At 64.3% G+C, this 26,240-nt stretch carries 26 protein-coding genes and 2 pseudogenes; 18 read left to right on the top strand and 10 right to left on the bottom strand.

Translation table 11 applies throughout. The features are described from left to right. Positions 1-374: 374 nt before the first annotated feature. Positions 375-722 (top strand): DUF2958 domain-containing protein, encoded by a 348-nt coding sequence (locus tag ABL840_RS17710; RefSeq protein ID WP_093303046.1) that lies wholly within the window; start codon positions 375-377, stop codon positions 720-722. 45 nt (positions 723-767) lie between these two features. Here the strand turns inward: ABL840_RS17710 and ABL840_RS17705 are convergent, their stop codons facing one another. After that, positions 768-1,058: a helix-turn-helix domain-containing protein gene (locus ABL840_RS17705; RefSeq protein WP_093303043.1), complete on the bottom strand. Its 291-nt coding sequence runs from the start codon at positions 1,056-1,058 to the stop codon at positions 768-770. 177 nt (positions 1,059-1,235) lie between these two features. Between ABL840_RS17705 and ABL840_RS17700 the strand changes: the two genes are divergently transcribed. The 11 genes and pseudogenes from ABL840_RS17700 to ABL840_RS17650 form a co-directional block, all read left to right on the top strand. After that, complete coding sequence (locus ABL840_RS17700) at positions 1,236-1,577, top strand: DUF2958 domain-containing protein (protein WP_093303308.1); 342 nt, start codon at positions 1,236-1,238, stop codon at positions 1,575-1,577. Positions 1,578-1,937: 360 nt separating this feature from the next. Further along, a complete protein-coding gene (locus ABL840_RS17695) occupies positions 1,938-2,477 on the top strand; it encodes a DUF2285 domain-containing protein (RefSeq protein WP_418116369.1) in 540 nt (179 codons plus the stop codon). Between the two features lie 92 nt (positions 2,478-2,569). Then, entirely contained in the window at positions 2,570-2,866 is a 297-nt protein-coding gene (locus ABL840_RS17690) for a helix-turn-helix transcriptional regulator (protein ID WP_093303041.1), read from the top strand. A 19-nt stretch (positions 2,867-2,885) separates the two neighbouring features. After that, positions 2,886-3,704, top strand: a pseudogene (locus ABL840_RS17685) (replication initiator protein A); the annotation flags it as partial. Between the two features lie 233 nt (positions 3,705-3,937). Beyond that, entirely contained in the window at positions 3,938-4,687 is a 750-nt protein-coding gene (parA, locus tag ABL840_RS17680) for a ParA family partition ATPase (protein WP_093303036.1), read from the top strand. After that, positions 4,684-4,947: a chromosome partitioning protein ParB gene (locus ABL840_RS17675; protein WP_093303033.1), complete on the top strand. Its 264-nt coding sequence runs from the start codon at positions 4,684-4,686 to the stop codon at positions 4,945-4,947. Before parA ends, ABL840_RS17675 begins: the two co-directional genes overlap by 4 nt. Next, entirely contained in the window at positions 4,944-5,462 is a 519-nt protein-coding gene (locus ABL840_RS17670) for a DUF2840 domain-containing protein (RefSeq protein ID WP_093303031.1), read from the top strand. Before ABL840_RS17675 ends, ABL840_RS17670 begins: the two co-directional genes overlap by 4 nt. A 23-nt stretch (positions 5,463-5,485) precedes the next feature. Then, positions 5,486-5,992: a S26 family signal peptidase gene (locus ABL840_RS17665; RefSeq protein WP_093303028.1), complete on the top strand. Its 507-nt coding sequence runs from the start codon at positions 5,486-5,488 to the stop codon at positions 5,990-5,992. 375 nt (positions 5,993-6,367) lie between these two features. After that, the gene (locus tag ABL840_RS17660; protein ID WP_093303026.1) at positions 6,368-8,311 is read left to right on the top strand and encodes a DUF3363 domain-containing protein; all 1,944 of its coding nucleotides are present in this window, start codon (positions 6,368-6,370) and stop codon (positions 8,309-8,311) included. A gap of 179 nt (positions 8,312-8,490) precedes the next feature. Next, a complete protein-coding gene (locus ABL840_RS17655) occupies positions 8,491-8,829 on the top strand; it encodes an IS66 family transposase (protein ID WP_093303024.1) in 339 nt (112 codons plus the stop codon). A gap of 251 nt (positions 8,830-9,080) precedes the next feature. Beyond that, positions 9,081-9,402 (top strand): annotated as a pseudogene (locus ABL840_RS17650) (integrase core domain-containing protein); the annotation flags it as partial. 54 nt (positions 9,403-9,456) lie between these two features. Here the strand turns inward: ABL840_RS17650 and ABL840_RS17645 are convergent. The 6 genes from ABL840_RS17645 to ABL840_RS17620 all read right to left on the bottom strand — a co-directional run bounded on the left by ABL840_RS17645 (position 9,457) and on the right by ABL840_RS17620 (position 17,350). Beyond that, positions 9,457-9,903, bottom strand: a complete 447-nt coding sequence (locus ABL840_RS17645; protein ID WP_093303018.1) for an acyl-CoA thioesterase — start codon at positions 9,901-9,903, stop codon at positions 9,457-9,459. 18 nt (positions 9,904-9,921) lie between these two features. After that, positions 9,922-11,235, bottom strand: a complete 1,314-nt coding sequence (locus ABL840_RS17640) for a CitMHS family transporter (RefSeq protein ID WP_093303016.1) — start codon at positions 11,233-11,235, stop codon at positions 9,922-9,924. A 171-nt stretch (positions 11,236-11,406) separates the two neighbouring features. After that, positions 11,407-14,187: an aconitate hydratase AcnA gene (gene acnA, locus ABL840_RS17635; RefSeq protein ID WP_093303014.1), complete on the bottom strand. Its 2,781-nt coding sequence runs from the start codon at positions 14,185-14,187 to the stop codon at positions 11,407-11,409. A gap of 37 nt (positions 14,188-14,224) precedes the next feature. Then, positions 14,225-15,187: a Bug family tripartite tricarboxylate transporter substrate binding protein gene (locus ABL840_RS17630; RefSeq protein WP_093303011.1), complete on the bottom strand. Its 963-nt coding sequence runs from the start codon at positions 15,185-15,187 to the stop codon at positions 14,225-14,227. 209 nt (positions 15,188-15,396) lie between these two features. After that, complete coding sequence (locus ABL840_RS17625) at positions 15,397-16,314, bottom strand: GntR family transcriptional regulator (protein ID WP_418116317.1); 918 nt, start codon at positions 16,312-16,314, stop codon at positions 15,397-15,399. Positions 16,315-16,363: 49 nt separating this feature from the next. Further along, complete coding sequence (locus tag ABL840_RS17620) at positions 16,364-17,350, bottom strand: Bug family tripartite tricarboxylate transporter substrate binding protein (RefSeq protein WP_176947499.1); 987 nt, start codon at positions 17,348-17,350, stop codon at positions 16,364-16,366. Between the two features lie 91 nt (positions 17,351-17,441). Here ABL840_RS17620 and ABL840_RS17615 point away from each other — a divergent pair, with 91 nt between their 5' ends. From ABL840_RS17615 to ABL840_RS17605, 3 genes are read left to right on the top strand one after another with little or no spacing between them, the layout of a single operon-like run. Beyond that, complete coding sequence (locus ABL840_RS17615) at positions 17,442-18,527, top strand: lactonase family protein (protein WP_093303003.1); 1,086 nt, start codon at positions 17,442-17,444, stop codon at positions 18,525-18,527. Beyond that, on the top strand, positions 18,524-19,714 hold the full coding sequence (prpF, locus tag ABL840_RS17610) for a 2-methylaconitate cis-trans isomerase PrpF (RefSeq protein WP_093303001.1): 1,191 nt from the start codon (positions 18,524-18,526) through the stop codon (positions 19,712-19,714). The genes ABL840_RS17615 and prpF overlap by 4 nt, the downstream gene beginning before the upstream one ends. A gap of 14 nt (positions 19,715-19,728) precedes the next feature. Continuing rightward, complete coding sequence (locus ABL840_RS17605; protein ID WP_093302999.1) at positions 19,729-20,469, top strand: transporter substrate-binding domain-containing protein; 741 nt, start codon at positions 19,729-19,731, stop codon at positions 20,467-20,469. 105 nt (positions 20,470-20,574) lie between these two features. On the opposite strand, the gene ABL840_RS17600 is transcribed toward ABL840_RS17605, so the two are convergent. Then, on the bottom strand, positions 20,575-21,738 hold the full coding sequence (locus tag ABL840_RS17600) for an epoxide hydrolase family protein (RefSeq protein WP_093302996.1): 1,164 nt from the start codon (positions 21,736-21,738) through the stop codon (positions 20,575-20,577). A 275-nt stretch (positions 21,739-22,013) separates the two neighbouring features. Here ABL840_RS17600 and ABL840_RS17595 point away from each other — a divergent pair, with 275 nt between their 5' ends. Continuing rightward, on the top strand, positions 22,014-22,910 hold the full coding sequence (locus ABL840_RS17595) for a LysR family transcriptional regulator (RefSeq protein ID WP_176947498.1): 897 nt from the start codon (positions 22,014-22,016) through the stop codon (positions 22,908-22,910). A gap of 28 nt (positions 22,911-22,938) precedes the next feature. Further along, positions 22,939-23,358 (top strand): hypothetical protein, encoded by a 420-nt coding sequence (locus ABL840_RS17590; RefSeq protein WP_093429321.1) that lies wholly within the window; start codon positions 22,939-22,941, stop codon positions 23,356-23,358. A gap of 17 nt (positions 23,359-23,375) precedes the next feature. On the opposite strand, the gene ABL840_RS17585 is transcribed toward ABL840_RS17590, so the two are convergent. Beyond that, positions 23,376-24,281, bottom strand: a complete 906-nt coding sequence (locus ABL840_RS17585; protein ID WP_093302988.1) for a LysR substrate-binding domain-containing protein — start codon at positions 24,279-24,281, stop codon at positions 23,376-23,378. Positions 24,282-24,415: 134 nt separating this feature from the next. On the opposite strand from ABL840_RS17585, the gene ABL840_RS17580 reads away from it, so the two are divergent. Further along, positions 24,416-25,141 (top strand): sulfite exporter TauE/SafE family protein, encoded by a 726-nt coding sequence (locus tag ABL840_RS17580; RefSeq protein ID WP_093302986.1) that lies wholly within the window; start codon positions 24,416-24,418, stop codon positions 25,139-25,141. Between the two features lie 255 nt (positions 25,142-25,396). On the opposite strand, the gene ABL840_RS17575 is transcribed toward ABL840_RS17580, so the two are convergent. Beyond that, positions 25,397-26,086 (bottom strand): GntR family transcriptional regulator, encoded by a 690-nt coding sequence (locus ABL840_RS17575; protein WP_093302985.1) that lies wholly within the window; start codon positions 26,084-26,086, stop codon positions 25,397-25,399. Between the last annotated feature and the right edge of the window lie 154 nt (positions 26,087-26,240).

Raw genomic sequence — 26,240 nt, 5'->3', positions numbered from 1 at the left:
ATCGCCGGCTCTACGACTCTCCACATATCCGTCATCCAGCCCAAGCGTTTTTGTGCGTCTCCGGCGATGCCGGCCGCGCTGTCGTGCTGCGCATCGAGCCGCCAGTGGCGTCTCGTCCCTTCGGGCTTCCATCGCTGACGCCTTCGCGCCTGTTGGCGCTGCGCGCTGCGCTTGCCAAGTCAGCTGGGTGGCGCTGGTGGGCGGGCTGGCTTGCTGTTCCCTTCACCGTATCACGCCGTTCTCACCGTCAAGGTCTGCGCGTGCTGTGCACGCTGGCGGCCTGGCGGCCGTCTGCCGAACCCTGACGGCTGCGCTGCGCCGTGCTGCTTCCGGTCTCGGGCAATCCCGCCCTGATTCTTTCCAAGGAGAAGACCATGACGAAGCTCATCACGGACGAACAACGCGCGCAGCTGCTGGCCAACGGCCGGCAGTCCCTCGAACAGGACAACTTCGATCCCGCGCCGGTGGTCAAGCTGTTCACCCCGGACGCCGGGGCGACCTGGCTTCTGACCGAGATCGACCCGGACGACCACGACCATGCATTCGGGCTGTGCGACCTGGGCCTGGGCTACCCTGAGCTGGGGTGGGTCAGCCTGGCAGAACTCGCAACTGTGCGCGGCCGGCTTAGGCTTCCCATTGAACGGGATTTGCACTTCGAAGCGCAGAAACGCTTGAGCACCTATGCGCGAGAGGCACGTCTCACCGGTCGAATCGTGGCCTAGCCAAGACGCATTGGCCGCCGGCGACGGTCGGCGGCCGATCTCGTCCTAGCCCTCTTCCTTGGGAAGACGCGCTTCGGTTTCCAGCATCAGTTCGCCAGCGCTACGGCCCAACGCCCGCGCGATCTTCAGGATCATCGCCAAGGTCGGCATATGCTCGCCGCGCTCGATCTTGCCCATGTGCGAACGCTCGATGCCAGCCTGGTGCGCCAGGGTTTCCTGGGCAACACCATCCTCGGTGCGCAAGGCGCGCACCGCGTCTCCGAAGGCCCGTGCCGGGCCTGCCTCAAATGTCGTCGCGCCGGTCGGCCGCCCGCGCTGTATTCCCTGCTTCTGCATCAACAGAAGCGTTACGTTTTAAAGCAATTAAAACCACGTTATCTTTAACTCATAAAATACCGCCTGACCACGACTGTGGCAGCGCTGATGCAAGCGCTGCAGCACTTACATCTGGCGCTTCCCCGGCTTGCACAGTTCTATTTGAAAGCTATATTCGTATTTCCCCAGGCCATAACGATGACATTCCTAACCGACGAACAGCGCCATCGAATGTTGGCCAACGGCGCCGCGCGCACGCGTGGCGAAACCATCGACCCCCTGCCTGTGGTCAAGCTCTACACCCTCGACGCAGGAGCCGCTTGGCTGCTGACTGAACTCGATGCCGACGAGGATCTGGCCTTCGGGCTGTGCGATGCCGGCACCGGTAGCCCGGAGCTGGGTCAAGTCAGCCTCTCGGCCCTCGAAGGCGTCCGCGGCCCGCGCGGCATGCGCATCGTTGCTGATCCACACTTCAAGCCGCGCCAGCCACTCTCGGGCTACCTGGCAGACGCACAACGGGACGGGTCGATCAACGACTGACCGGTCGCAGGTAGTCGCCGATGGCGCGATGCAGGGTCGCTTCGAAAGCGACCCTGCGCGCCCTCCCCTGTGGCAGGTTTCCTCATTTAAGGAGGATTCCTGTGACGAAGCTAAACCCCGAAGACCTGCCTCGCGCCCCCTGGGCCCTCACCGCCGCCTATCTGTACGTGCTGAACCTTGACGACTGGGGCGTCGCATGGGAGTACCTTCGCCGCCACCCGGGCTACGGCATGGATTGGGTGCGTCGCAGGCGCGTAGTGTCCTTCGCCCGCTGGGGGTTGCGATGTCGCCGAAGATCCAGGTCTCGACGGGCGCTCTGCGCGTCCGCTGTGGCTGTCCTTCCAGGACGGATTGCTGCAGGTGCGGGCCGCGCATGCGCACGACGCCGCAGCCAACCGTTTCGACCTGTGGCGCATTCCCGGCCGCAAGCGCCTGGCGCTTGACGGCCCGGACCTGTCGCTGACTGCCGACCTCAGCGCACGGCGCATGCGCTTGTCGCTGGCGAGCAGCGTGGCTGATGGTGCTGCCTATGTGAGCGCAGTGCCGCTGACGCCGCGCCTGCGGGGCCAGCTCGATGCCTTCCATGCGCAGGCACAGGCCCTGGAAGGCCATGCGCCCCGGGTCGATCCTGCGCGGGCGGTCACCCGCGCCGCGCTGCTGCATCTGCGCGCTCTGCAGGCGCTCGATGCCACGCAGGCGGGCGCATCGCACCGGGACATCGCCCAGGCCTTGTTCGGCCTCGAAGCCGTCGTTCTGCGCTGGCACGAGGATGGCGAACTGCGCGCGCAGGTGCGCCACCTGCTGCGGCGTGCGCAGGGATACGTGACCGGCGGCTATTTGGCTCTCGCCGGCGTGCCGCAGACCACAGCAGACCACCCCGGAGACGAGCCGGTGCGCTGAATCTCTCCCTGCCTTGATCGAGCCCGATTTCCGAGACTGCCTCCATCGGGCCGCGAACGGTTTGCGGCCCATCGACAGCGATGGAGCCCGTCATGGCAGTTGGCAGTTCGTTTCCTTCCCGCACGGCCGCAGCGGCTGCGCCGCAGCCTGCTGCGGTTCCGGCTGCGCCGGCCAATCCGGAGTTCCTGACAACCGACGAGGCCGGCGCCTTTCTGCGCCTGTCGCCGCGCACGCTGGAGAAGCAGCGCGTGCTCGGCGGTGGTCCGCGCTTTCGCAAATTCGGGGCGCGCGTGGTCTACGCCGCCGCCGATCTGCGCGCTTGGGCGGACAGCCACACCTACGGCATGACCTCGGATCCGGGCTACGTGCAGCGCGACTCTGTCCGCTGACATACCTGGGCAACGCCGCATGTCCAAGCGCATGAACGAACGCGAACAGCTTTCGCTGTTCCGCGCGCTGCCGCACGACGGCATGGCGCTGCGTGATGCGCAGGACCTGATGGCCTACCCCTTCTTTTCGCTGGCCAAGTCGCCGCGCATCGTGCCGATCCGCTTCGAGGCCGGCGGCATCTCGCTCACCGTAGAGGGCGTGCCCGAGCACGGAATCGCCACCATCTGGGACGCCGACGTGCTGATCTGGGCTGCCAGCCAGATCATCCAGGCCAAGAAGGAAGGCATCCCGCCTTCCCGGCTGATGGTGGCCACGCCCTACGAGATCCTGCGCTTTGCGCAGCGGAGCACCGGTCGCAGCGACTACCTCGCGCTGCGCGCCGCGCTGGACCGCCTGCAGTCCACCACCGTCGCCACCACGCTGCGCCAGCGCGAGCGCCCAAACGGCGGCAAGCGGGTGCACCGCTTCTCGTGGATCAACGAGTGGAAGGAGTACATCCGGCCGGATGGGCGCTCCGATGGCATCGAGTTGATCTTGGCCGACTGGTTCTTCACCGGCGTGATGGACGAAGCGCTCGTGCTCACGCTTGATCCCACGTATTTCCGGCTTTCAGGCGGCATTGAACGCTGGCTGTACCGGCTCGTGCGCAAGCACGGCGGGCGGCAGCCCAATGGTTGGCGCTTCGAGATGCGGCACCTGTACTTAAAGTCCGGCGCACTCCAGCGCTCGCGCGACTTCGCCGCGCATGTGCGCGGCCTTGCACTGCGCCAGGCGCTGCCGGGCTACCGCCTGTCCGTGGAACGCAGGGGCGGAATCGAGTGGTTGGCCTTTCACCCTTGCACCGACAACTCCCCGCAGACCGACTTATCCACTTCTCGTGTCGACCGAGACTTATCCACAGCTTCTGTTGAAGAACCTGTGGATTTCATGGGGACGGGCTCGGTGGATCACCGGCGCGGGACTCGGGTGATCACCGGCGCAACCATCGGTGGATCACCGGCGCAAAACAGCCCGCAACCCGCGCCCAGCAACGGTTTCGGCCCTCCCTAAACATCTAAAGGGATACATAAATGGAATTCACGCGCGCGCGAACCGACGCTGCCCAAAATGTGGGCAGCGCCTCGCAGGAGGCAGTCCGAACACCCGAAAACCGCTTGCCAGGAAGGCAAGACCGGCCCGGCAAGGTGATCGCATTGCTCAACCAGAAAGGCGGCGCGGGCAAGACCACGCTGGCCACGCACCTGGCCGGCGAACTGGCGATGGCAGGGAGCCGCGTGACGCTGCTGGATGCCGATCCGCAGGGCTCGGCCCTGGACTGGGCGCAACGCCGGCTTCAGAACGGCCAGGGACGGCTCTATGGGGTGTTCGGGCTGGCCAGGGACTCGTTGCACCAGGAAGCGCCGCAGATCGCGCTGGAGGCAGATTACGTGGTGATCGACGGGCCGCCCCGCGTGGCGGCACTTGCGCGCTCCGCGCTGCTGGCCGCCGACCTGGTGCTGATCCCCGTCCAACCCAGCGCCTACGACGTGTGGGCCAGCCACGAGATGGTGACGCTCATTGCCGAAGCCCGGGTGTTCAGGCCGCAGCTTCGCGCGGCCTTCGTGATCAACCGGCGTGTGGTCGGCACGGTGATCGGCCGCGAAGCGCGCGCCGCCCTGGCAGATCAGCCCTTTGCCGCGCTGCAGACCGAAGTCTCGCAGCGCATCGTGTTCGCCGACAGCGTGGCCGCCGGCCGGCTCGCATGCGAGGCCGCGCCAAAGTGCGCCGCCGCGCGCGAGATCGCGGCACTGGCGCAGGCAGTGCGGGAGATGCTGCAATGACGGCATCCGCTCCTTCTGCCGTACCGAAGCGGGCATCCATCGGCCGCAAACCTGCCGCCGACCCGGCATCGACGTGGGTGCGCCAGGCGGACGCACCGGAGAGCCTCGCGAAGGCGTCGATCTACACCGCACGCCTCACCATCGACGTGACGCCGGCGCTGCGGGGCCGCATCAAGGTGATTGCCTTCGAACGTGGCGTCACGGCGGCCGAGATGCTGCGCGAGCTGCTGGAGCGCGAATACGGTGGAGGCCCGTCATGACGCAGCCATCGCCCATTGCCGCGCAGACTTGGCCCCGCGCAGCGCTGCCGCCAAGGCCTGCCCCTATGCGCGTCTCGCTCGCCTTCGTCGAGCATCGCGTTAACGTCTGGCTGCGCTTCGGCCAGCCGGTGCGCGAGACGGTGCTCGACCGCTGGCGGCGCGTGGCAACCTTCGAGCCCAACGCGGTGTGCTGTCGCGTCAAATGGATCGGCAACGACTACGGCACGGCGCTCTGGCAGCTCTTGGTGCTGCAGGCACCGATGCCATTTGATGGCGCACAGCGCATCGCTGGCGTGGTACCTGGCGCGCGCATCCTGCTGCGCGCCGATGGCGCGGAGCAGGTCAAGGCGGTGCTCGAAAAGGTCGACGCCATCGAAGCGCTGGGCATCGATCCGGCCACGGTTGCCGCCACGTACTGGCACACCGTCGGCAACCGGCTGGCTGCACGCCAGCCGCTGCCGGACTACATCAGCGAGCGGCATGCGGCGCATCTTGCGCGCGAGGCACTGCGGTGAGCCGGCGGGTACTTTTTGCCGGCATGGGCATCGGCCTGGCTGCGCTGTGCGCGCCGGCCTTCATGCCGATGTCGGTGCAGGAACGCGTGTTCCTGGTCTACAACCCGACGGACAGCGTGCCGTGCGGCTGGTACCAGGTCGGCAGCATCGACAGCGCAGCTGCGCTGCACGTCGGCAGCATCGTGCTGGCCCGGCTTCCTGTCGACGTGGCAGCCTTCGCAGGACAACGCCGCTACCTGCCGAGCGGCGTGCCGATCCTCAAGCGTATCGGTGCCATTGCGCCGCAGTCTGTGTGCGTTCGAGAACAGGTCGTGCTGATTGATGGTGCAGTGGCGGCGACCGCACGCACACATGACGGCGCGCGCCGGCCATTGCAGGCCTGGCAGCATTGCCGCCCCCTCGCCAGCGGCGAACTGTTCCTGCTCAGCGACACGAACCCAGCCTCGTTCGACAGTCGCTACTTCGGCCCCATCGCCACCTCTGCCGTGCTCGGCATCGCGCGACCCCTGTGGACCTGGAACGCCCCATGAAGCTTGCCTTGTCGCATCACCCAACATGCCGCGGGACTGCAGCCGGGCATGCGCCCGCGCTGCACTCCATCGTGCAGGGAGCCCGCCGCCAGCGTGCAGCGCACGCTGCATCGCCGCTGCCTATCGAGCAGCGCTGCGCACCCGGTGCGCGGCTGGCGGCAGGTCGGAGCCGGGAGCGGATGCGGACGGCGGAGACGGAGGGCCAGATAAAGGGGGTGGCACGCCGCGCCTCTCCAAGCCAGTCTGCACGTGGGTTTGCGGCGGCACCGCGAGGAGTTTCGCGGGTGCCTTACCGACACGGGAACTCGCATGCCTGCGGCGCTTGCCGCGTGCCGTTTGCGATAGCGCGCGCCGTGGTGCGCCTGGGGCTCCGCCATGGCCGGCCGTGACGATGACCGCTTTCGCGTCAAGCCCGCGGCGCCGAAGTCGCGCGCCGGGCCAGGCTCCCAGCGCTTCATCTCGCAGGTGTTCAAGGAGGTGTCGAAGGCCGGGGCCAATCGCTCCGGCAAGAACGCCGGGCGGCCCGCCAACACCTTCGGCCGGGGCCGTGTCGCAGCCACCATGGCCGGCCGGCGCCTTGGCGCCAACGCCCGGCGCGTCATCATCAAGAGCCGCTTCGTGGTGCTCCGTCGCGCCAGCTCAAACTCGGTGGGCGTCCACCTGCGCTACATCGAGCGCGACGGCGTCACACGCGCTGGACAGAAGGGCCAGGCCTATGGGCAGGACACCGATGTGACGGACCTCAAGGCCTTCCAGGAACGCGGCCAGGGCGACCGGCACCAGTTCCGCTTCATCGTCTCGCCCGAGGATGGGCTGGAGCTTGAGGACCTCCGGGGCTTCACCCGCCAGCTCATGCGACGTATGGAGATCGATCTGGAGACCCGACTGGACTGGGTGGCCGTTGATCACTGGGATACGGACAACCCGCACAGCCACATCGTGCTGAACGGCCGCACTGCCAGCAAGGAGGATCTGGTCATCGCCCCGGACTACATGGCCCACGGCATGCGCATGCGCGCCAACGAGATCGCCACCGAGTGGCTGGGGCCTCGCACCGAGGTAGAGATGCGGCAGAGCCTGCTGCGCGAGGTGGACCAGCAGCGGCTCACCAGCCTTGATCGGGCGCTGATTCGGCAGGTCGGACCGGATGGAATCGACCTGACAGGCAACCCGACAGATCGGCAGCGCCAGAATGTCCTGTGCGCACGCCTTCAAAAGCTCGAAGGAATGGGGCTGGCCGAGCGGATGGATGCGAACCGGTGGATGCTGCAACCTGGCATGGTAGCCACGCTTAACACCTTGGGAGAGCGCGAGGACGCGCTGAACACGATGCGCCGGGCGCTCAAGGGCCAGCATCGCCAACTGGTAGTGCATGACGCCGACGGCGCCAACGCCGCGCCAGTGATTGGCCGCATCGCAGGCAAGGGGTTGGCCGACGAACTGAACGACCGCGGCTATCTGGTGGTCGATGGCATTGATGGCCGGGCGCACTACCTGAAGCTGCCGCCCGGAGCCGACCTTTCCGAGCTTCCGATGCATGCGATTGTGGAGGCAAGACAACCGGGACAGGAGAAAGCGGTGGACGGCAACATCATGGCGACGTCGAAGGAAGGCATCTACAGCACGGCCAGTCATCTGGCCCACCTCAAGCTGGCCGGAGATCGTGATCCGCAGACCACCGTCGACACCCATGTGCGCCGGCTCGAAGCGCTTCGCCGCGCCGGTGTGGTGGAGCGCATCGCCGATGGTGTTTGGACGATTCCGCCCGATGTGATTCAGAGGGCGCAACAGCATGATGCGCGAAAGACCGCGGGCCGGGTAATCGAACTGCGGTCGCACCTGCCCATCGAACAGCAGGTGCGCGCCGTCGGGGCGACCTGGCTAGACCGCAATCTGATCACCGATGGCGGCGTGGCGAATCAGGGCTTCGGCGCGCAGGTCCGCGATGCGATGCAGGCCCGCGTGGGCTTCCTCGCGGAGCACGGACTGGCGGAACGCCAAGGCCAGCGCCTGGTCCTCGCACGCAACCTGCTGGTAACCCTGCGCGACCGTGAGCTGGTCACCGCGGGCAAGACCTTGCAAGACCAGACCGGCCAGATCTACCATCCGCTGCAGGACGGTCAACAGGCCAGCGGCGTCTACCGGCAATCTCTCCAACTTGCCAGCGGCCGCTTCGCCATGCTGGACGATGGTATGGGATTTAGCCTGGTTCCCTGGCGCTCGGTAATCGAGCAGCGGCGGGGTGAACAGATTTCCGCTGTCGTACGTGGTTCATCTGTCACATGGAATATCGGTCGTCGACGCGGCGTCTCGATTTGAAGGCGTCGTCAACATCGAGCGGTCGCCCTGACTCCTGAATTCACACCGTAAGATTGACTGCCGAATTTTCAACATGCTCGACTGGAAACATGCAAGCCCGAGTTCTTCGCAAGCGTTTCTCGAGGTAGCGATCTATTCCGAGGCCGCTAGCACCGATTTTCGGGCACCGCCCCGTCATCATGTCAGATATGAGCCTTGCCGAGCCGCAGGCCATCGTCGACAACATCGTGAGCAATACCCTGGCCGCAGGTGTCGTACGTATCGGCCTGGCCCTTCAGCCGGTGATCAACTTGCTGCGAGACTGTCTGCTGGACTTCGATCTAGTCTATGGTGACGAGACCACCGTCCAGGTGCTCAAGAAGTCAGAATGCAAGGCGGAGACAAAGAGCAGTATGTGGGCACAGGTGACCGGCACAGGTCCACCAGTGCGGCTGTTTGCCTATGCAGCAGGACGCGGTGCTGCACATGCCGAGAAACTTTACGCCGGCGTTCCGGCATGTTGCGGCGTTCGTGACTGACGACTACGAGGTCTACAACGTCATCGCCAAAGCCAGCGGTCACATGCACCTCAGATGCCGGGTTCACGCACGTCAACCTCGGATCAAGGCCGAGAGGCGATCCCCAAGACAGCCCGATCGCCGGACCAATTGGCCACGCGTTTCATCAAGCTCACCGGCAAGCTCTACCAGCAGAATCACTGGCCCAGCAATGGTCAGCGGTCGATTGCGCCAAAGCTAAAGTGTCGCGGTGGTGCGCAAGATCGAACACGCGACTGCTCGACCAAGCTGCTGTCTTCAGAGGCCACCCGCTGGCCGTGCGCACCAACAACGGTTCAGAGTTCATCAGTCGCGCCTTCACTGGCTGGGCCAGCACGCATGGCATCCGTCACATCCTGATCGAGCCAGGACGACCCATGCTGAACGGCTACATCGAGAGCTTCAACGGGCAAGTTCAGGGACGAGTGCCTGAACGACCAATGGTTCGAGACGCTGCAACAGGCCCGATCGGCCATCACCCTCTGGCGCCAGGACTGCAACAAGGCCCTTCCGCACAGCAACTGCGGGCGAATGCCGCCGGCGAAGTCGCAGAGCTGCATCGCCAGCGCGCTGGCGATGCAGCTCAGACCAGCTCAGCTACCTCGACCGCTACTCCATCTCCCTACGAAGCTCCTTGCGAACGAGCGCAGCGGCATGGCGGCGCCGCTCATCCGGCGTGAACGGGCGCAAGGGCGTCACCGGATTCGGCTTGCGGTTCGCGTCGACCGCCGCCATCGTGAAGAAGCAGCTGTTCACGTGGCGCGCCTCCTGCGTCCGAATGTTCTCCGCCACTGCCTTGACGCCGACCTCCATCGACGAGGTCCCGGTGTGATTGACTGCCGCCAGGAAGCTCACCAACTCACCGACATGGTGCCTGAACACAACCTGGTCGACCGAAGGGGTCACCACGTAGCTGCCTGAGTAACGCGCGGCACAGGCGTAGGCCACCTGGTCGAGCAGCTTGAGGATGGTGCCGCCGTGCACGTTCCCAGCGAAGTTCGCCGTGTCGGGCGCCATCAGGATGCCCATCGAGAGCTGGTGTGCGGGCATGTCTATGGGTCCCCCTCGGGTCGCTCAGAACAAGGGAACGATGCCGAACAGGCCGGCCGAAAGAATCATCACGGCGACCAGGAGCGCGGCCCACTTAAGTGTGAATTTCTGGTGATCGCCGAACTCGACGCCCGCGACGCCCATCAGCACGTAGTTGGCCGCGACCAATGGGCTCAGTTGATGGATGGGCTGGCCGAGCAGCGACGCGCGCGCAATGATCTCGGGCGCGATGCCGTAGCCCTTCGCGGCTTCGGCCAGGATGGGCACGACGCCGAAGTAGAACGCGTCGTTGGACAGGAAGAAGGTCATCGGCGCACTGAGCAACGCCGTGATCAGCGGCAGGAAATGCCCCGCCGAACCCGGGATCGCCGACACCACGCTTTGGGCGATCGCATCGGTCATCTTCGTACCCGACAGGATGCCTGTGAAAACGCCCGCGGCGAAGATGACTGAGACCACCGAAAGCGCACTGGCCGAGTGCGCCGCGATACGCTCCTTCTGATCCTTGATCGACGGGAAGTTCACCGAGATCGCGATCGCGAAGGCCCCCATGAACAGCAAGGGCAACGGCAGCACGGCCAGCACCAGGCAGGTCATCAACGCGATCGTCAGCAGCAGATTGAAGACCATCATCGCCTTGCTGCTGCGCGGCGCGTCGGATGCATCGAGATCGACGTCACCACCGATCGGAGAAGCCTCGAGGTGCTCCGGCTTCCATTCGATCTTCTTGAGCCTGGCGCGCTCCTTGAGCCCCAGATACCAGGCCACGCCAGCGGTGGCCAGGCAGGCCATCGCCATCGAAGGGATGAGCGGGATAAAGACCTGGTTCGCCTCCAGGTGCAGGGCGCTCATGACCCGCGCGGTAGGGCCGCCCCAAGGCGCGATGTTCATGATGCTGTTGCCCATCATCGTGACGCAGGGAAGGATCAACGGATTGATGCCCAGGCGGCGGTGCAGCGGCAGCATGGCCGTGACGCACAGCAGGTAGGTGGTCGAACCATCGCCATCGAGCGAGACGATCATCGCGAGCAGGGCCGACCCGACGACGATTCGCACCGGATCGCCCTTCGAAAGCCGGACGATCAGACGGATAAGCGGATCGAACAGCCCGACGTCGATCATCAAGCCGAAGTACAGGATCGCGAACAAAAGCAGCACGCCGGTCGGCGCGATCGAGCGCAGCCCACTGATGACCATCGGGCCGATGCTGCCGCCGAAGCCGCCGATCAGCGCGAATACGATCGGAACCACGATCAGGGCGATCAGCGCGGTCGCACGGCCGGTCATGACCAGCGCCATGAAGACGATGATCATGGAGAAGGCAAGGAAGGTCAGCATGTTGTGTCTCTAGGGGTGTGCGGCCGGTGGCGGAATCGGATGCGCTTCGCTGCGCGGCTGGTGGATCGAGCGGCAACAGTCACCCGCGCATCGCTTGACGCGACGCGGGTTTCACTCGACGGAAGGTGAAGGAGGCGCAAGGAGACCGCAGCCTCCATGCGTCAGGCCAGGTCAGCCCAGGGTGGCGCCCTGGCTCGCGCTCGGCACTTCGCTGCCCGGCATGGCATCGGGCAGTTCGTGCTGCGGTCCGCCTACGACCTCCGGCTCGATGCGGGCCGCTGCGTGCGATACATGGTCTTCGGAGGCCCCCGACACGTAGTCGCGCCAGACCAGCGGCAGGATGCCGCCGTGGCGCCAGTACTCCACGTCCTCGGCGGTGTCGAGCCGGATCGTCAGCGGCACCGAGATTTGCGTGCCATCGGACCGACGCACCTTGGCTTCGATGCGTCCCGAGACCTCGAGCTTCAGGGCCAGCGCCGGCAGGTCGATGGTCTCACTGCCGTCGAGCGCCAGCGACTCGGCCGTGGTGCCAGCGTCGAACTGCAGCGGCAACACGCCCATGCCGACCAGGTTCGTGCGGTGGATGCGCTCGAAGCTTTCTGCGATCACGGCTTTCACGCCCAGCAGCGCCACGCCTTTGGCGGCCCAGTCACGCGAAGAACCGCAGCCATAGTTCTTGCCTGCGATGACAGCAAGCGGCACGTCGCGGCGCAGGTATTCCTCCGCCGCTTCGAACACGCGCATCTGCTTGCCCTCCGGCATCAGCTTCGTCTCGCCGCCCTCCACGCCCGGCACGATCCGGTTGCGCAGGCGGATGTTGGCGAAGGTCGCGCGAACGGCGACGTCGTGGTTGCCGCGACGCGTCGTGTAGTTGTTGAAGTCGCGTTTCTCGATGCCCTTGGCCAGCAGGAAATCGGCGGCCGGCGTGCCGAGGCTGATCGCACCCGAGGGCGAGATGTGGTCGGTGGTCACCGAGTCGCCCAGGATCACGAGCGGACGCATACCGACGATGTCCTGCACCGGCGCGGCGTCGCGCGGCAGGTTCTCGAAATACGGCGGTCGGCGGACATAGGTGCTCTTGTCCTGCCACGGAAAGCGTTCGCTGCGTTCGCCGGCCAGTGCGTTCCAGGCCTCGCCGCCGTCGAATAGGTCGGCGTACTTCTCGCGGAAGAGTTCGGGCGCGTAGGCGCCGTCGACCGCATTGGCGACCTCGATGGCCGTGGGCCAGATGTCGCGCAGATAGACAGCCTCGCCGTTGCTTCCGGTGCCGATCGGCTCAGTCGTGACGTCGACCCTCAGGGATCCGGTGAGCGCATAGACCACCACGAGCGCGGGCGATCCGAGGTAGGCCGCCCGCACGTTCGGATGGATGCGCCCTTCAAAGTTCCGGTTGCCCGACAGCACGGCCGTGCCGACCAGCTTCTCGCGTTCGATCGCCTCGACAAGCGCTTCGGGCAACGGGCCCGAACCGCCATTGCAGGTGGTGCAGCCGAAACCGGCCACATGGAAACCCAGGCTGTCCAACGCACTTTGAAGGCCGGCCTTCTCGAGCACCGACGCCGTCACATGGCTACCGGGTACCAGCGAAGTCTTGACCCAAGGTTGCGTCTTGAGGCCCAGCGCCACCGCCTTTTTCGCAACAAGGCCCGCCGCCATCATGTTGACGGGGTTGGCCGTGTTGGTGCAGCTCGTGATGGCCGCGATGAGCACGGCACCATCGCGCAACGCGAAGTCCTCGCCCTTCACCGCAACGGCGCGATGCGGGTCCAGGGGACGGCCCGCGATCTCCTGGTGGTGCTGCAGGAAGGCCGTGGGAACCGTCTCGAGGTCGAGCCGGTCTTCAGGGTTGCGGGGCCCTGCCAGGCAAGGCCGGATCTCGTCAAGGTCGAGCGTGACCACGGTATCGAAGCGAGGCGCCGGCGTCTGAGCGCTGCGCCACAGCTTCTGCGCCTTCGCGAAGGCTTCGACAAGCTCGAGCTGGTCGTCTTCGCGCCCCGTCATGCGCAGGTAGTCCATGGTGCGGTCGTCGATCGGGAAGTAGACAGCGGTCGCGCCGTATTCCGGCGCCATGTTCGCGATCATTCCGCGGTCACCGAGCGACAGCGCCTCCAGGCCGTTGCCGAAGAACTCGACGAACTTGCCCACCACGCCCATGTCGCGCATGCGTTGGGTAATCGCCAGCACCAGGTCGGTCGGCAACACGCCCTCGCGCAACGCACCCTTGACCTCGATGCCCACGACCTCGGGCAGTGCCAGCGCAACCGGCTTGCCCACCATCACGGCTTCGGCTTCGATGCCACCAACGCCCCAGCCAAGCACGCCAAGGCCGTTGATCATCGGCGTGTGGCTGTCGGTCCCGACGCAGGTGTCGGGGATCGCGAGCTCGCCCTCCGCGGTCTTCTCGGTCCACACCACCTTGCCGATGTACTCGAGGTGGATCTGATGCATGATCCCCTTCCCCGGCGGCACGATGCGCACGCCTTCGAAGCTGCTGCTGCACCAGCGCAGGAAAGCAAAGCGCTCGCCATTGCGCTCGTACTCGCGCTCGAGGTTGATGCGGCGCGCATTCGGCGTCGCCCAGCTGTCGACCTGGAGCGAGTGGTCGATGATCACGTCGACCGGCACCTTGGGGCTCACCAGGGAGGCGTCGCCGCCCGCCTCGGCCACCGCATCGCGAATGCCGGCCATGTCGACCAGCATTACCTGGCCGAGAATGTCCTGGCCATAGACCCGCACCGGATAGAAGGTCAGGCCGCTGCCGACGCGCCGCGCCAGCAGGGCTTCCACTTCGGCCTGCGTATCGACGCCACGGCTGGCTTGCCGCAACAGGTTTTCCAGCAAGATGCGCAGCGAGAAGGGAAGCTGATCCACGCCCGGCACGTCGGCAATGGAGACGTAGCGCACCGTTCGGTTGGCGAGCGCGAGCTGCTTGATCTGGGATTCGGATTTCATCGGTTTCTTTCGTGGGAAGCTGAGGGCGCGTGATCGCCTAGATCAAGCCGACCGTCGTCATGACGGTTCGAAGCCGGGTGTGCTCGTCATCGACGAACTTGGAAAACTCATCGCCGGTGATGACGCTGGGGGACCAGGCGTTGGCCTTGAGCGCCTCCTGCCAGCCCTTGGTCTTCGTCGCCGCGAGCACCGCGTCGGTCAGTTCCTTGCGCTGCGCGGGCGTGAGGTTGGCGGCGCCGTAGACGCCGCGCCAGTTGCCGATCTCGATGTTGTAGCCGGCCTCCTTCAAGGTCGGCGCATCGACACCGGGCAGCCGAGTGGGAGACCCGACCGCCAGCACCCGGAACTGGCCGCCTTCGATGTACTTGGCCAGTTCCGCATAGCCGCCGGTGATCGCGGAGATGTGGCCGCCCAGCGTGGCGGACACAACTTCGCCGCCGCCGCCGAAGGGAACGTAGTTAACCTTCGCGACCGGAACGCCTGCGGTCGCCGCCAGTTCGGCGGTGCCGATGTGGTCGACCGATCCCTTCGAACCGCCGCCCCATTTCACGCTCACTGGATTCTTCTTGAAGTCCGTCATCAGTTCGTCGATGGACTTGTACGGGGAGTCCTTGCGAACCGCGATCACGTTGTACTCGGTGAAGAGGCGCGCAATGGGTGTCACGTTCGTGAGCGAGATCTGCGGCTTGTTCTGCACCACACCCGTCACCATGATCGCGCCCATCACGCACAGCGCGTTGACCTCGCCCTTGGAGCTGTTGACGAACTGGGCCAGGCCCAGCGTGCCGCCCGCCCCGTTCTTGTTGTCGTACATGGCCCCTTTGGCGACGCCGGCCTCCTGCATGGCCTTGCCCAGCGTGCGCGCGGTCTGGTCATAGCCGCCGCCCGGCGAACCCGGCGCCATGAAGCGCACGGTCTCCAGCGCATGAGCTGGCAGGATGGCGGCCAAGGCGCCGGTCAGCGCCACAGCGCGGATCAGGGATCGAAGTGGGGAACGCATGGGATGTCTCCTTCGTGGGTAGGACGGGAATGCGAGCCGTCGAACTTCTGCTTGCCTATCGTTGTTTGTATTTTCTAATCACTTTAGTCAATCAAAGACGCGGGTAAACCCTAGGCACGGGCGTTTTGTGGCGAGGTATTCGTGACGCGCATGCGCCGACCCGCATCCGTGGATCGGAAATCAGTCTCCGCCGATGACCGGCGACAGGATCAGGCCGCTTGCGAAAAGACGCTCGGGTCGCGCAGCTTGTTGCGACGGGCGTCGTTGAGATGCGCGCGCATCAGGTTGGCGGCCTGCATGAAGTCCTGCTTCTCAATGGCGTCGAGGATGGCAAGGTGCTCGCCCGCATGCGTGTGGCGCGGACCGCGTTTGGAGGCTTGCCGATATTCCACCAGCCGCCGAAGCTGATTGATGCGGCGCACCGACTGCAGCACGAAGCGGTTGTGGCTCCACTGCGCGATCGTTTCGTGGAAATGGCTGTTCGCCTCGAACAGTTCGATGGGGGTCATGGTCTGGAAGCCACCGTCGACGATGCGCTGCTGCTCGCGGCGCAGTTGCTTCAGCTCCGCCGGCACGCTCATGAACGAGGGGCTGAGGATGGCGCCAGGCTCGATCGACTGCCGGAACAGGTAGCTTTCCTCGTAGGCATCGGGCGAGTCGATCATCGAGAGGAAGCGCCAGCCATGGCCCATGCTCTGTTCGATCCAGCCCTCCTCGGAGATGCGGGACAGCACCTTTCGCAAGGTGCTCCGGGCGACCCCGTAGCGCCGCATCAGGTCGGCCTCGGTCACTTCGTCCGTCAGGCGATCGGATTGCCGGTCATCCACGATGCGAAGGTAGAGCGGATCGTCGGTCGACAGCAGGCCTGCAACCGGGCCGTCCCAATCCTTGGCGTCGACATTGAGGAAGAAGCCCCGGTTGGCATCCTGCTGGAGCACGCCCAGTTGCGCCAGATGGCGCAGCGCGACCTGGATCGGCGAGCGCGAGGTGCCGATGTGCTGGGCCAGGTGGATCTCCGGCAGATGGTCGCCGGCGAGGCGGTTGTCGCGTCTCACCAGGGCAACGATCTCCCGCGCCACCCGCTGTTGCAGGGACGTGAGCTCCGTGGCCGCAGCCGTTTCGTTCACCGAGGACATCCCCGTAGTCTAGAGCCATGCCGCCCCCGACAGGCGGCACTCAATCGATCTTCATCCCGAACTGCTTGATCATCTTCGACCAGCGGTCACCCTCGCGAACGATCAGGTCGCCGAATTCCTTCGGACCGGCCCCCACGGGCTCGGTCATGCCGGCTGACAACCGCTCGGCGACGTCCCTGTCCTTCAGGGCCGCGGCAGCCGCGGAGTGGATCTTCCGGATTGCGGCGTCGGGCGTCCCCTGGGGCACCACCAAGCCCATCCATGACACGAACTCGTAGCCGCTCACGCCGCTTTCGGCCACCGTCGGCACATCCGGCAAGGCCTTGGCGCGCTTCTTCCCCGTCACGGCCAGCGCCTTGAGCTTGCCGGCCTTGATGTGCGGCAGGGCGGCCAGCGGGAAGGCAACGACCGTGCTTATCTCACCGCCCAGCAAGGCGATGATGGCCGGGCCGCCGCCCTTGTAGGGCACGTGGGTGATGTCGACCTTGGCCATCGACTTGAGCATCTCCCCAGCCAGATGGTTCGCGCTGCCGTTGCCGGCCGTGCCGAAGGTGTACTTGCCTGGCTCCTTGCGCGCCAGTTCGAGAAATTCCTTGAGGTTGTTGGCCGGCACCGACGGGTGCGCCACGATGACCAGGTCGATCGAAGTCAGCCAGGTGACCGGCGCGAAGTTCTCCACCTTGTAGCCCGGGTTCGGGTACAGCGTCGGGTTGAGCGCCATCGTTCCCTGGTTCACGAAGGTCACGGTGTAGCCGTCGGCCGCCGCCTTGGCGCCCAGGGCGGTGCCGATGTTGCCGCCGGCACCTCCGCGGTTGTCGATCACCACCGGCTGGCCAAGGACCTCCTGCATCTTCGTTTGGAGGCTGCGGCACACCACGTCGGCGTCGCCGCCAGCCGGCTGCGGAACGATCAGAGTGATCGGCTTGCTCGGAAATTTGTCCTGGGCAAAAGCCCATCGGCTGCCCAAGGACAGAGGGACGACAGCGGCGCTGGTTTGCAGCAGGGAACGGCGGGAAATCGTGGGCATGAGCTTGTCTCCAGATAGGGGGTGGACTGAACGTCGAAATTGCGTCTTGTCGAAAGTGATCATATAATTCAATCCAACAAACGGTCAAGCCATGGAGACAAGCCCCTGCACCATCACTCACGTCGGCGCCCTTCGCGCCTACGTGGGTTGCCGCACGAGCGCTGCGCGCGGCGCGCGGGGCCGGGGCATCGAGGTTTTCGAGCTGTCTTCGGATGGCGCGTGGAATCGCCTGCAGACGGTGCCGGCCGGCGAGAACCCCTCCTACCTGCTGCTCGACGAAGCGCGAGGCGCCCTGCACGGCGTTCACGGCGATGGCGCCACCATCAGCAGCTTTCGCGTCGAACCGACGGGCGAACTGGTTGCCTCGAGTTCCATGTCGACCGAGGGAACGAACCCGGTGCATCTCGCGTTCAGCGCCTGCGGTCGGTGGTTGCTTGTCGCCAACTACGCCGGCGGCAGCGTGGTGTGCTTGCCGGTACTGGCCGATGGCTCGCTGGGCGAGGTTTGCCATCGGCTCGACCTGCCCGATCGGCCCGGACCGCACCGCTCCCAGCAACGGGGCGCACATCCCCATCAACTCGTGCTGGATCCTTCGAAACGCTGGCTTCTCGTTCCCGACAAGGGTGGCGATGCGATCCATACAGTTGCGGTCGACGAGGAAACGGGCTCGCTTCGGCTCGCTTCGAGCTTCGCGGCGGCGCCGGGGAGCGGTCCTCGACACATGGTCTTCTCCGCTGACGGCATTCGCGCCTGGGTGGTGCTGGAGCTTTCGAGCCAGGTGATGGCCTTGCACTTCGATCCGGCCACGGGCTCGATGCGCGCCACGCAACGGACGTCCAGCGTTCCCGACGCCTTCACTGGCGAAAACACGGCTGCCGGCATTGCGCTCTCAGCCGATGGCCGAGCCCTCTTCGTCTCCAACCGCGGCCATGGCAGCGTCGCTCGCTTTGCGATCGATCGCGACAGTGGTGCGCTGACTTCGCCCGAATGGATCGACACGCAAGGCAAGGTGCCCCGCTTCATTACCACCGCGCCGGGCGGTGACCTGGTCGTCGCCAACGAAGACGCGGACACGATCGTTCGCATTGCCCTCACCGAATTCAAGGTCACGCCGCTGACCACCACCGGCAGCCCCGTCTGCATTGCGTTCACGCACCACGTCAAAGGAATCTCATGAGCACCCCTACATCCCAGATTTCCGTCCGAGCCACCTACATGCGAGGTGGCACCAGCAAGGGCGTCTTCTTCAACCTGGTCGATCTGCCCGAAGTGGCTCGACGGCCAGGCTCGGCACGCGATGCCTTAGTGCTTCGCGTCACGGGAAGCCCGGATCCCTACGGCAAGCAGATCGACGGCATGGGCGGCGCGACCTCGAGCACCAGCAAGGTCGTCATCGTCGGCCCGAGCACGCGAGAGGACTGTGACGTCGACTACCTGTTCGGCGCTGTCGCGATCGAAACGCCGGTCGTCGACTGGAGCGGCAACTGCGGCAACCTCACCGCCGCCGTCGGGTCTTTCGCGATCGAGCGCGGCCTGGTCGACGCGCCCAAGGACGGCATAGCGACGGTCCGGATCTGGCAGGCCAACATCCAGAAGAAGATCGTCGCGCACGTGCCTATGCACGCAGGGGCGGTTGCGGAGATCGGCGACTTCGAACTCGATGGCGTGGCGTTTCCAGCCGCCGAGATCAAGCTCGAGTTCCTGGAACCCGGGGCAGACGAGGATGGCGAAGGCGGCGCCATGTTTCCCACGGGCCGCAAGATCGACACAGTCCACGTTCCTGGCGTCGGCGCCGTGGAGGCCACGCTCATCAACGCTGGGAATCCGACGATCTTCGTGGATGCGGCGACGCTCGGCCTGACAGGCTCCGAACTGCAGCCAGAAGTGAACGTCGACGCTGCGATGCTCGCGCGCTGCGAGGCCGTCAGGGCGCATGCGACCGTCGCGATGGGCCTTGCAGCGACAGCCGCAGAGGCGACCGAGAAACGGCCGCACACACCCAAGCTCGCTTTTGTTGCCCCGCCAGCCGCCTACGCGTCATCGAGTGGTAAGCAAGTCCAGGCCACGGACATGGACCTTTGCGCGCGCATCTTCTCAATGGGAAAGCTACACCATGCGATGACGGGCACTGGCGCCGTGGCGATCGCCGTTGCTGCGGCCGTTCCGGGAACGCTGGTCGCTCGCCTCCTCGGCGACGGGCGCCATGACGAGATCCGCTTCGGCCACCCTTCAGGGACGCTCACCGTGGGCGCCGACGCCTCCGAATCGGATGGAACCTGGACCGTGAAAAAGGCAATCATGAGTCGCAGTGCGCGCCGAATCATGGACGGCGAGGTCTTCGTGCCTGCGGGCCTGTTCCGCTGAACCTGGGGGGCGACGTGAGCTTTTCACAGCACGACGTGGCGGCGCTGGCGCCCACAGGCATCCTGCGTGCCACCATCAACCTCGGCAATCCCGTTCTGGCGTGCCAGACGGGCGGCCAGGCGCCGACCGGTGTGTCGGTTGACCTCGCCCGTTTACTCGCCAATCAAATGGGCATCAAGTTGGAACTTATCATGCTTGATAGCGCCGGTAAGGCCGTCGATGCAGTAACGAGCGCAGAGGCCGACATCGGCTTCTTCGCCATCGATCCGGTGCGAGGCAAGGGCATCGCGTTCACCGATTCCTATGTGCGCATCGAAGGCTGCTACTTGGTACGGCAGCAGTCGACCATTCAGACCCACGCGGATGTCGATCGCGCAGGGATTCGGGTCGGCGTTGGCAAGGGGAGCGCCTACGATCTGTATCTCACGCGCACACTCCAGAGCGCCGAAATCATGCGCGAATCGACTTCGCTCGCCGTGGTCGACACATTTATCGCTATGGGATTGGACGTGGCCGCCGGCGTGCGGCAGCAGCTTGAAGCTGACGCGCGAAGGCTAGGCGGCCTGCGCCTGTTGCCCGAGCGATTCATGGTCATCGAGCAGGCGATGGGTCTCCCTAAGAGCCGAGGAGCTTTGGCCACGTCGCTTCTTCAACAGTTTGTCGAGGACGCGAAGTCCTCTGGGTTCGTCAGCAACTCACTTAGACGGCATCGCATCGAAGGGGTATCCATCGCCTCTGCAACAAGCAAGGCTTAAGGATCCAATCGAGCCCCGGATTGCTACAGGAAGCGGGCTTCTGGCCGTCCGCTCTAACGCCGGAGCGGGTCAACAGTTGCCATGATCTCGGGAAAGATCGATAGGTCAAAGTATTTGCGCGAACGTCTTTCGAATGTCGTCCACGAGCACATCCGGTTGCTCCATTGCCGCGAAGTGACCGCCAGCGGTGCCCTCATTGAAATACACCACCTGGCTGTATCGCCGCTCGAGCCAACGACGTGACTTGCGCACATGTTCCTTCGGCAGCATCGTGAAGCCCGTAGGAACCGTAATCGGGCCGGGAGGCTGCCCTCCTGCAGGACCACCCGCTTTTGACAGTTCCCAGTAGAGCCGGGCCGCGGAAGCCCCGGAATCGTTCAGCCAGTACATCATGACGTGGTCGAGTATCTCGTCCTTGGTGAATGTTTCTTCCGCACTGCCACGCGTGCCTCCCGTGTCCTGGAACATCGCGTAAATCCACGCGGCCAGCCCCGCGGGCGAGTCCGCCAGCGAGTAGCCGAGGGTCTGTGGTCGTGTCGATTGCACTTTGGCGTAGCCCGAGAGTTGATCCCAGAACTGGGCGGCGTCCTCCAGCATTTCCTTTTCGGCAGGTGTCGCCTCGGCGGCTTCGGCCGGCGTGGTCATGAACATTGCAAAGTTCAGGTGCACGCCCACCAAGCCCTTGGGTCGCTTTCGGGCGATCGCGTCACACACCCCGGCGCCCAGGTCGCCGCCCTGGAGCGCCCAGCGGTCTTGGTAGCCAAGACGCTGAACAAGCTCAATCCAGGCATCGGCGATGCGCGGCAAGCCCCAGCCGGTGGCTGTGGGCTTACCCGAAAATCCGAAGCCCGGCATCGACGGAGCAATGACATGGAAGGCTTGTGGCCGGACTCCGTCACGCGATGGCGGATGGGTCAGCGGCTCGATCACTTTCTTGAACTCCAGTACCGAGCCGGGCCAGCCGTGGCACAGGACGAGAGGGAGCGCATCCAGATGGGGCGACTGCGCATGAAGAAAGTGCACCATGAGGCCATCGATCTCTGTGGTGTATTGACCCACCCGATTCAGCAGATCTTCCGTCTGGCGCCAGTCGTAGGCGGTGCGCCAATGCACGCACAAGGAGCGCATTGTTTCGAGACGGACACCCTGCGTCATGTCTTCGACTGTTTCCTTGTCGGGAAATCGGGTACGCGCCAAGCGTTCTCGCAGATCGAGGAGTTGCGGTTCGGGCACTTTCAAATGAAAGGGAGAGATCGAGGCTGTGTTCATGGGTAGTTTCTTTTCCTTTAGATGCGATGCCGTGGGTGATTCCTTGGGCTGCGAGGCCCAGCAAATGCGTGGGAGAGGAGCAGAGGCCATCGATCCGAGAAGCGTTCTGCGTTTCATGCCACTTCCCGGGTGTTTGATTTCTGCTGATGCAGCAGCTCGTGAACGCTCGTCCATCCGTTTCCCTTCAGAGCAAGGCTGCATCCTAAGAAGCCGTGGCATGCCTGTCATAGCCGCAACGTTTGGACGTGCCGTTCCAGATGTGGAACGATCGGGGCATGCAACTCTCTGATCTGCGGATTTTTCTTCGCGTGCTCGACAGCGGCTCGCTCTCGGGGGCGGCGCGGGCAACCGGCCTACCCAAATCGTCGATCAGCCGCGCGCTGAATCGCCTGGAGACCGACGTGGGCGCGGCTCTGCTCGACCGCTCGGGACGGCGCGTGAAGCTCACTGACTCAGGTAGCGCGTTGCAGCCGCACGCAGTGTCCCTGCTAGGCGCTGCCGAAGAGGCTCAGGCGTCAGTCGACAGCACCGCCGGGTTGTTGCGCGGCACGCTCAAGGTGAATGCTCCGTTTGCACTCGCCGCCATCTTGCTCACGCCCATGCTCGTGGGCTTCCTGAAGCGGTATCCAGACCTCGACCTAGTTCTGGAGGTCGATAACCGCACGGTCGATCTCGCCGCCGAAGAGGTCGATGTCGCCTTGCGCATCGGCCCGCTACCCAGCTCGGAACTCGTCGCACGCCACCTCACGGACATGGCGCTGTGGACGTGCGCCAGCCCTGCGTATCTGGTGGCCAATGGAACGCCCCACGAACCATCGCAGCTGAGTGCCCATCGCCTGCTGTCACGCATTAACCAGCCCGCGCGCTGGCGCTATACCTCGCCAAAGGGCGAGAACATCGAAGTAAGCGTGCCTCCCCGCACCGTCATCCCCGATGTCGCTGCACTGTTGCCAATCCTCGTCGGCGGCTGCGGCATCGGGCGGCTGCCGGACTTCCTCGCTGCGCCGGCCATCCGTGACGGCTCATTGTCACGATTGCTGCCAGACCACGCGTCTGATGTCGTCGAATTGCACGCCGTGTACACGAACCGGAAGACGCTTTCGACGAAGGCGCGGGTCTTCATCGACGCCGTCGCTAGTCACCTGTCTGAACTGCAAAGAACCCTCGTGTAAGCGGCGTGAGATCAGCGAGTTGTACGCCATGACGCTTGTGGATCTCACCCTTGCAGTGGCGCTGCCCATCCATCGCAATCTTCGAGACGCCCGCCATCTCGCCTCTTCCCGCAGGCAGTATGGAGCCCGCGTGAATGAATGCAGCCTGGCGCTCTCGGCGCGCCTGACCGACGGTGCGCCAGAGAGCATTGAGACCAGCTCGCAGCGTCTTGATCAGATCAGCGATCTTGAGCGCATCAACTTCCATATCTGCGCAATCTCATCGACCTCTTTGGATGCCGACGTCCAAGGCAAAGAGACTTCGTCATCCGGGCTGCTTGTTTCGAACGCAGAGGCTCTTAGGTGCCTGGGCCCCCACGACGACTGCGCGTTGGCCCATGACCAGCTTAGGGCCTGGCGCTCGCCGGACCTCTGCTATTTACTCGCCAGCGTCAACGGGCACTTCTGATGATGCGCTTCCGACATCTACGCTGATGAAGGTACGGCGGCTACCATTGTGAGCCAAGCGAGAAATTCATGCAGTTGGTGGGACCGCTCCGCGGCCGCCGGCAGTAACGCCACATAGTCGGCGCCAGCCACGCGAACTTCGGGAAAAGGAAGTGTTAGTCTTCCCTGGAGCAAGTCGCGCGACAAAGTCGGCAACGTACCGATGCCGACGCCAAGACCATCGACGATGGCCTGCAGACTGACGTGAAAGTGATCGAACCGAAGTACGTTCGCCGGGCGCAGGCTACCCCGGCCCGCCGCGTCGAGCCAAGCATCCCAATCTCCTGCTCGCGTCGCTGTGGCGATAAATGTGTGACGTGCCAGCGCCGACGGACGGTGTAGCGGTTTCTGTTCAAGCAGACTTGGCGCCGCGATGACCGTACGCCATTCGCTGAACAGCGGCGTCTTTGCGAACTGTCGAAATCCCGGTGTGGCGCCCGGATCGCGCCGTATCGCAACATCGAAGCTGCCGCCAAATCCAGGATCGGCACTGCTGGCGGTTGCCAGAACTACTTCAATGTCGGGATGCAGTGCATAGAACTCGGGCAATCGCGGGATAAGCCAGCGCATGGCGAGCGTTGTCTGCGCATTGACGCGCACGACACGTTTGCGCGGCGACTTTCCGAATCTTAAAGTCGCATCTCCCATGCGATCGAAAAGGGCGCCGATCTCGAGGGCGAAAGCGCGAGCGTGGTCAGTCGCGACGCTGCGCCTCCCCTGCCTTAAGAAGAGTTGCTGCCCCAGTCGCTCTTCGAGCGACTTGATTTGTCGGCTCACGGCTCCGTGGGTGATGTTCAACTCGCTCGCCGCGGCAGTGAAGCTTTCCGCGCGCGCCGCCGTTTCGAAAACCCGAAGCGCATTCAAAGGAGGCAAATTTCGGCCCATCTGTGATTTGATCCAACAGTTATCGTGAGAATTTATCGATATGGTGATTTGAGATCACAGCTTATTGTCGCGTAGTTCGAAGTTGCGTACCGATCTGCGCGGGTCATAGCAGAAGAAAGAACGAGGAACGTTGGATGCTGCAAGGGTATATGGTGGTGCTCACGGTGAGCCTGATGGCGGGCGTGCTCAGTGGGGTGGTCGGCACAGGCTCCTCAGTCATGCTGCTGCCGGTGCTCGTGAATGTTTTTGGTCCGAAGGAAGCTGTGCCCGTCATGGCGGTGGCAGCAGTCGTCGGCAATGCGGGGCGTGCGCTGGCTTGGTGGCGGGATGTCGATTGGCGTGCGGTCGGCGCGTATTCGCTGCCAGGCGCGCCCGCTGCGGCGTTGGGCGCAAGAACGCTGTGGGCAATGCCGGGCCATGCGGTCGATATTGCGCTTGGGCTCTTCTTCGTACTGCTAGTTCCGACGCGGCACTTCCTGCGGCGGCGTCAATGGCGGTTGAGCCTTTCTCAACTGGCCGTTGCCGGCGCCGTGACTGGCTTCTTGACCGGGCTGGTTCTGTCAACTGGGCCTCTCAGCGTGCCCCTTTTCACGGCTTATGGCTTGCTAAAAGGCGCATTCCTCGGCACAGAAGCAGTAAGTGCACTGGTCCTCTACTCGACCAAGGTTGTGACGTTTTCTGGCCTGGGCGCACTACCGTTCAGCCTTGTGCTCAAAGGTCTGATCATCGGCGGCGCGCTTACCGTCGGAACCTTCATAGGAAAATTCTTCGTGCTCCGCCTACCCGCACAGATGTTCCAGCGGCTGCTGGATTGCATGATGCTGCTATCCGGGTTGGCACTGCTCGCAGCTGCCCGGTAAAGAACCAGAAAATTGCCGGTTCCCCGTCCGCTCAAACGCATTTACCGAGCGCGCAGGACATGAGCCTGCCCCAATGACTCATACGAATGTCCTTGAGCCACTTGGTCCAGCTGCACCTTGACGGCTCAGATCTACAGGATGAGCACTGCTTGGCGACGACGAGTGCAATGTCAAAGGTCGTTCGCACCCGAAGACCTTCAGACCTTCACGACAAGGAAACGTGGAACGCCAGTCGACTTTAACTGCACTGCCTCTTCATACCCCGGTCAAGCGATTGTTAGCCTCATCTAGGAGCTGCTCACGACCACGTCGGATATGCGCCCGCATGCGTCGCTCGGCTTCGTCCGGGTCCCGAGCCTGCACTGCATCAAGGATCTGGCAGTGCTCCGCGTGTGCAGCCTCAAGGCGATTTCCGCTACGAGCGGAGCGCATCCTGTAGATTTGAAGCAGCCCGTACAAATCGCGGCAGAGCAGAGCCGAAAGCCAGAGATTTCGACTTCCCTTCACTAAGCGTGAATGAAAGTCGTTGTCCTGTGTGCCGTCGCGATAAACGGCGCCAAGCCCCTCCATGGTCATCAACTCCGCGTTCGTCGACAGGCAAGCACGAAGATCGTTGACCTCGCGAAGCGTCATGTTTTCTGCGGCCAGCCGGCACGCCATGCCCTCGAGCGCCTCGCGTGTCATGAGAATTTGCTCCAGGTCATCGACCGACAGCTTGACGACGCGGACCCCCGCATTCGGTGTTCGCTCAAGGATCCGCCGGCCTTCCAGCGTTCGAATCGCTTCGCGCAATGGACCTCGACCGGTACCGAAACGATCCGCTAGCGCCTGCTCCCCAAGCTTATCGCCCGGAGCGAGCTCACCCGTGAAGATCAACTCCTGTAACCGCCGGGCGACGTCGTCAACCCGTAAGGGCTGGCTCGATGGTGCAGAAGCGCTGGTCATCTAAAAACTCCTGAGTGTCCTTGATTGTAAGCAAAACGGTAGCTTTGTTGACATAACCGACAAGCTCCCGCACAATCTCTTTGCCGACAAAGAGGCAATGATGTCGACAAACAAGAAGTCTTGTCTACACAGAAAGTCCGACTTGCGACGCCGA

The organism is Variovorax sp. NFACC27, from assembly GCF_048301545.1.
GTDB classification, from domain to species: domain Bacteria; phylum Pseudomonadota; class Gammaproteobacteria; order Burkholderiales; family Burkholderiaceae_C; genus Variovorax; species Variovorax gossypii.
Note: the sequence above shows the minus strand (reverse complement) of the source record. Positions and strands in the feature narration are given on the sequence as shown.

Coding starts and splice junctions, on each gene's coding strand:
- ABL840_RS17710 (WP_093303046.1), top strand. CDS start 375: ATGACGAAGCTCATCACGGACGAACAACGCGCGCAGCTGCTGGCCAAC.
- ABL840_RS17705 (WP_093303043.1), bottom strand. CDS start 1,058: ATGCAGAAGCAGGGAATACAGCGCGGGCGGCCGACCGGCGCGACGACA.
- ABL840_RS17700 (WP_093303308.1), top strand. CDS start 1,236: ATGACATTCCTAACCGACGAACAGCGCCATCGAATGTTGGCCAACGGC.
- ABL840_RS17690 (WP_093303041.1), top strand. CDS start 2,570: ATGGCAGTTGGCAGTTCGTTTCCTTCCCGCACGGCCGCAGCGGCTGCG.
- parA (WP_093303036.1), top strand. CDS start 3,938: ATGGAATTCACGCGCGCGCGAACCGACGCTGCCCAAAATGTGGGCAGC.
- ABL840_RS17675 (WP_093303033.1), top strand. CDS start 4,684: ATGACGGCATCCGCTCCTTCTGCCGTACCGAAGCGGGCATCCATCGGC.
- ABL840_RS17670 (WP_093303031.1), top strand. CDS start 4,944: ATGACGCAGCCATCGCCCATTGCCGCGCAGACTTGGCCCCGCGCAGCG.
- ABL840_RS17665 (WP_093303028.1), top strand. CDS start 5,486: ATGGGCATCGGCCTGGCTGCGCTGTGCGCGCCGGCCTTCATGCCGATG.
- ABL840_RS17660 (WP_093303026.1), top strand. CDS start 6,368: ATGGCCGGCCGTGACGATGACCGCTTTCGCGTCAAGCCCGCGGCGCCG.
- ABL840_RS17655 (WP_093303024.1), top strand. CDS start 8,491: ATGTCAGATATGAGCCTTGCCGAGCCGCAGGCCATCGTCGACAACATC.
- ABL840_RS17640 (WP_093303016.1), bottom strand. CDS start 11,235: ATGCTGACCTTCCTTGCCTTCTCCATGATCATCGTCTTCATGGCGCTG.
- acnA (WP_093303014.1), bottom strand. CDS start 14,187: ATGAAATCCGAATCCCAGATCAAGCAGCTCGCGCTCGCCAACCGAACG.
- ABL840_RS17630 (WP_093303011.1), bottom strand. CDS start 15,187: ATGCGTTCCCCACTTCGATCCCTGATCCGCGCTGTGGCGCTGACCGGC.
- ABL840_RS17620 (WP_176947499.1), bottom strand. CDS start 17,350: ATGCCCACGATTTCCCGCCGTTCCCTGCTGCAAACCAGCGCCGCTGTC.
- ABL840_RS17615 (WP_093303003.1), top strand. CDS start 17,442: ATGGAGACAAGCCCCTGCACCATCACTCACGTCGGCGCCCTTCGCGCC.
- prpF (WP_093303001.1), top strand. CDS start 18,524: ATGAGCACCCCTACATCCCAGATTTCCGTCCGAGCCACCTACATGCGA.
- ABL840_RS17600 (WP_093302996.1), bottom strand. CDS start 21,738: ATGAACACAGCCTCGATCTCTCCCTTTCATTTGAAAGTGCCCGAACCG.
- ABL840_RS17595 (WP_176947498.1), top strand. CDS start 22,014: ATGCAACTCTCTGATCTGCGGATTTTTCTTCGCGTGCTCGACAGCGGC.
- ABL840_RS17590 (WP_093429321.1), top strand. CDS start 22,939: ATGACGCTTGTGGATCTCACCCTTGCAGTGGCGCTGCCCATCCATCGC.
- ABL840_RS17585 (WP_093302988.1), bottom strand. CDS start 24,281: ATGGGCCGAAATTTGCCTCCTTTGAATGCGCTTCGGGTTTTCGAAACG.
- ABL840_RS17580 (WP_093302986.1), top strand. CDS start 24,416: ATGCTGCAAGGGTATATGGTGGTGCTCACGGTGAGCCTGATGGCGGGC.
- ABL840_RS17575 (WP_093302985.1), bottom strand. CDS start 26,086: ATGACCAGCGCTTCTGCACCATCGAGCCAGCCCTTACGGGTTGACGAC.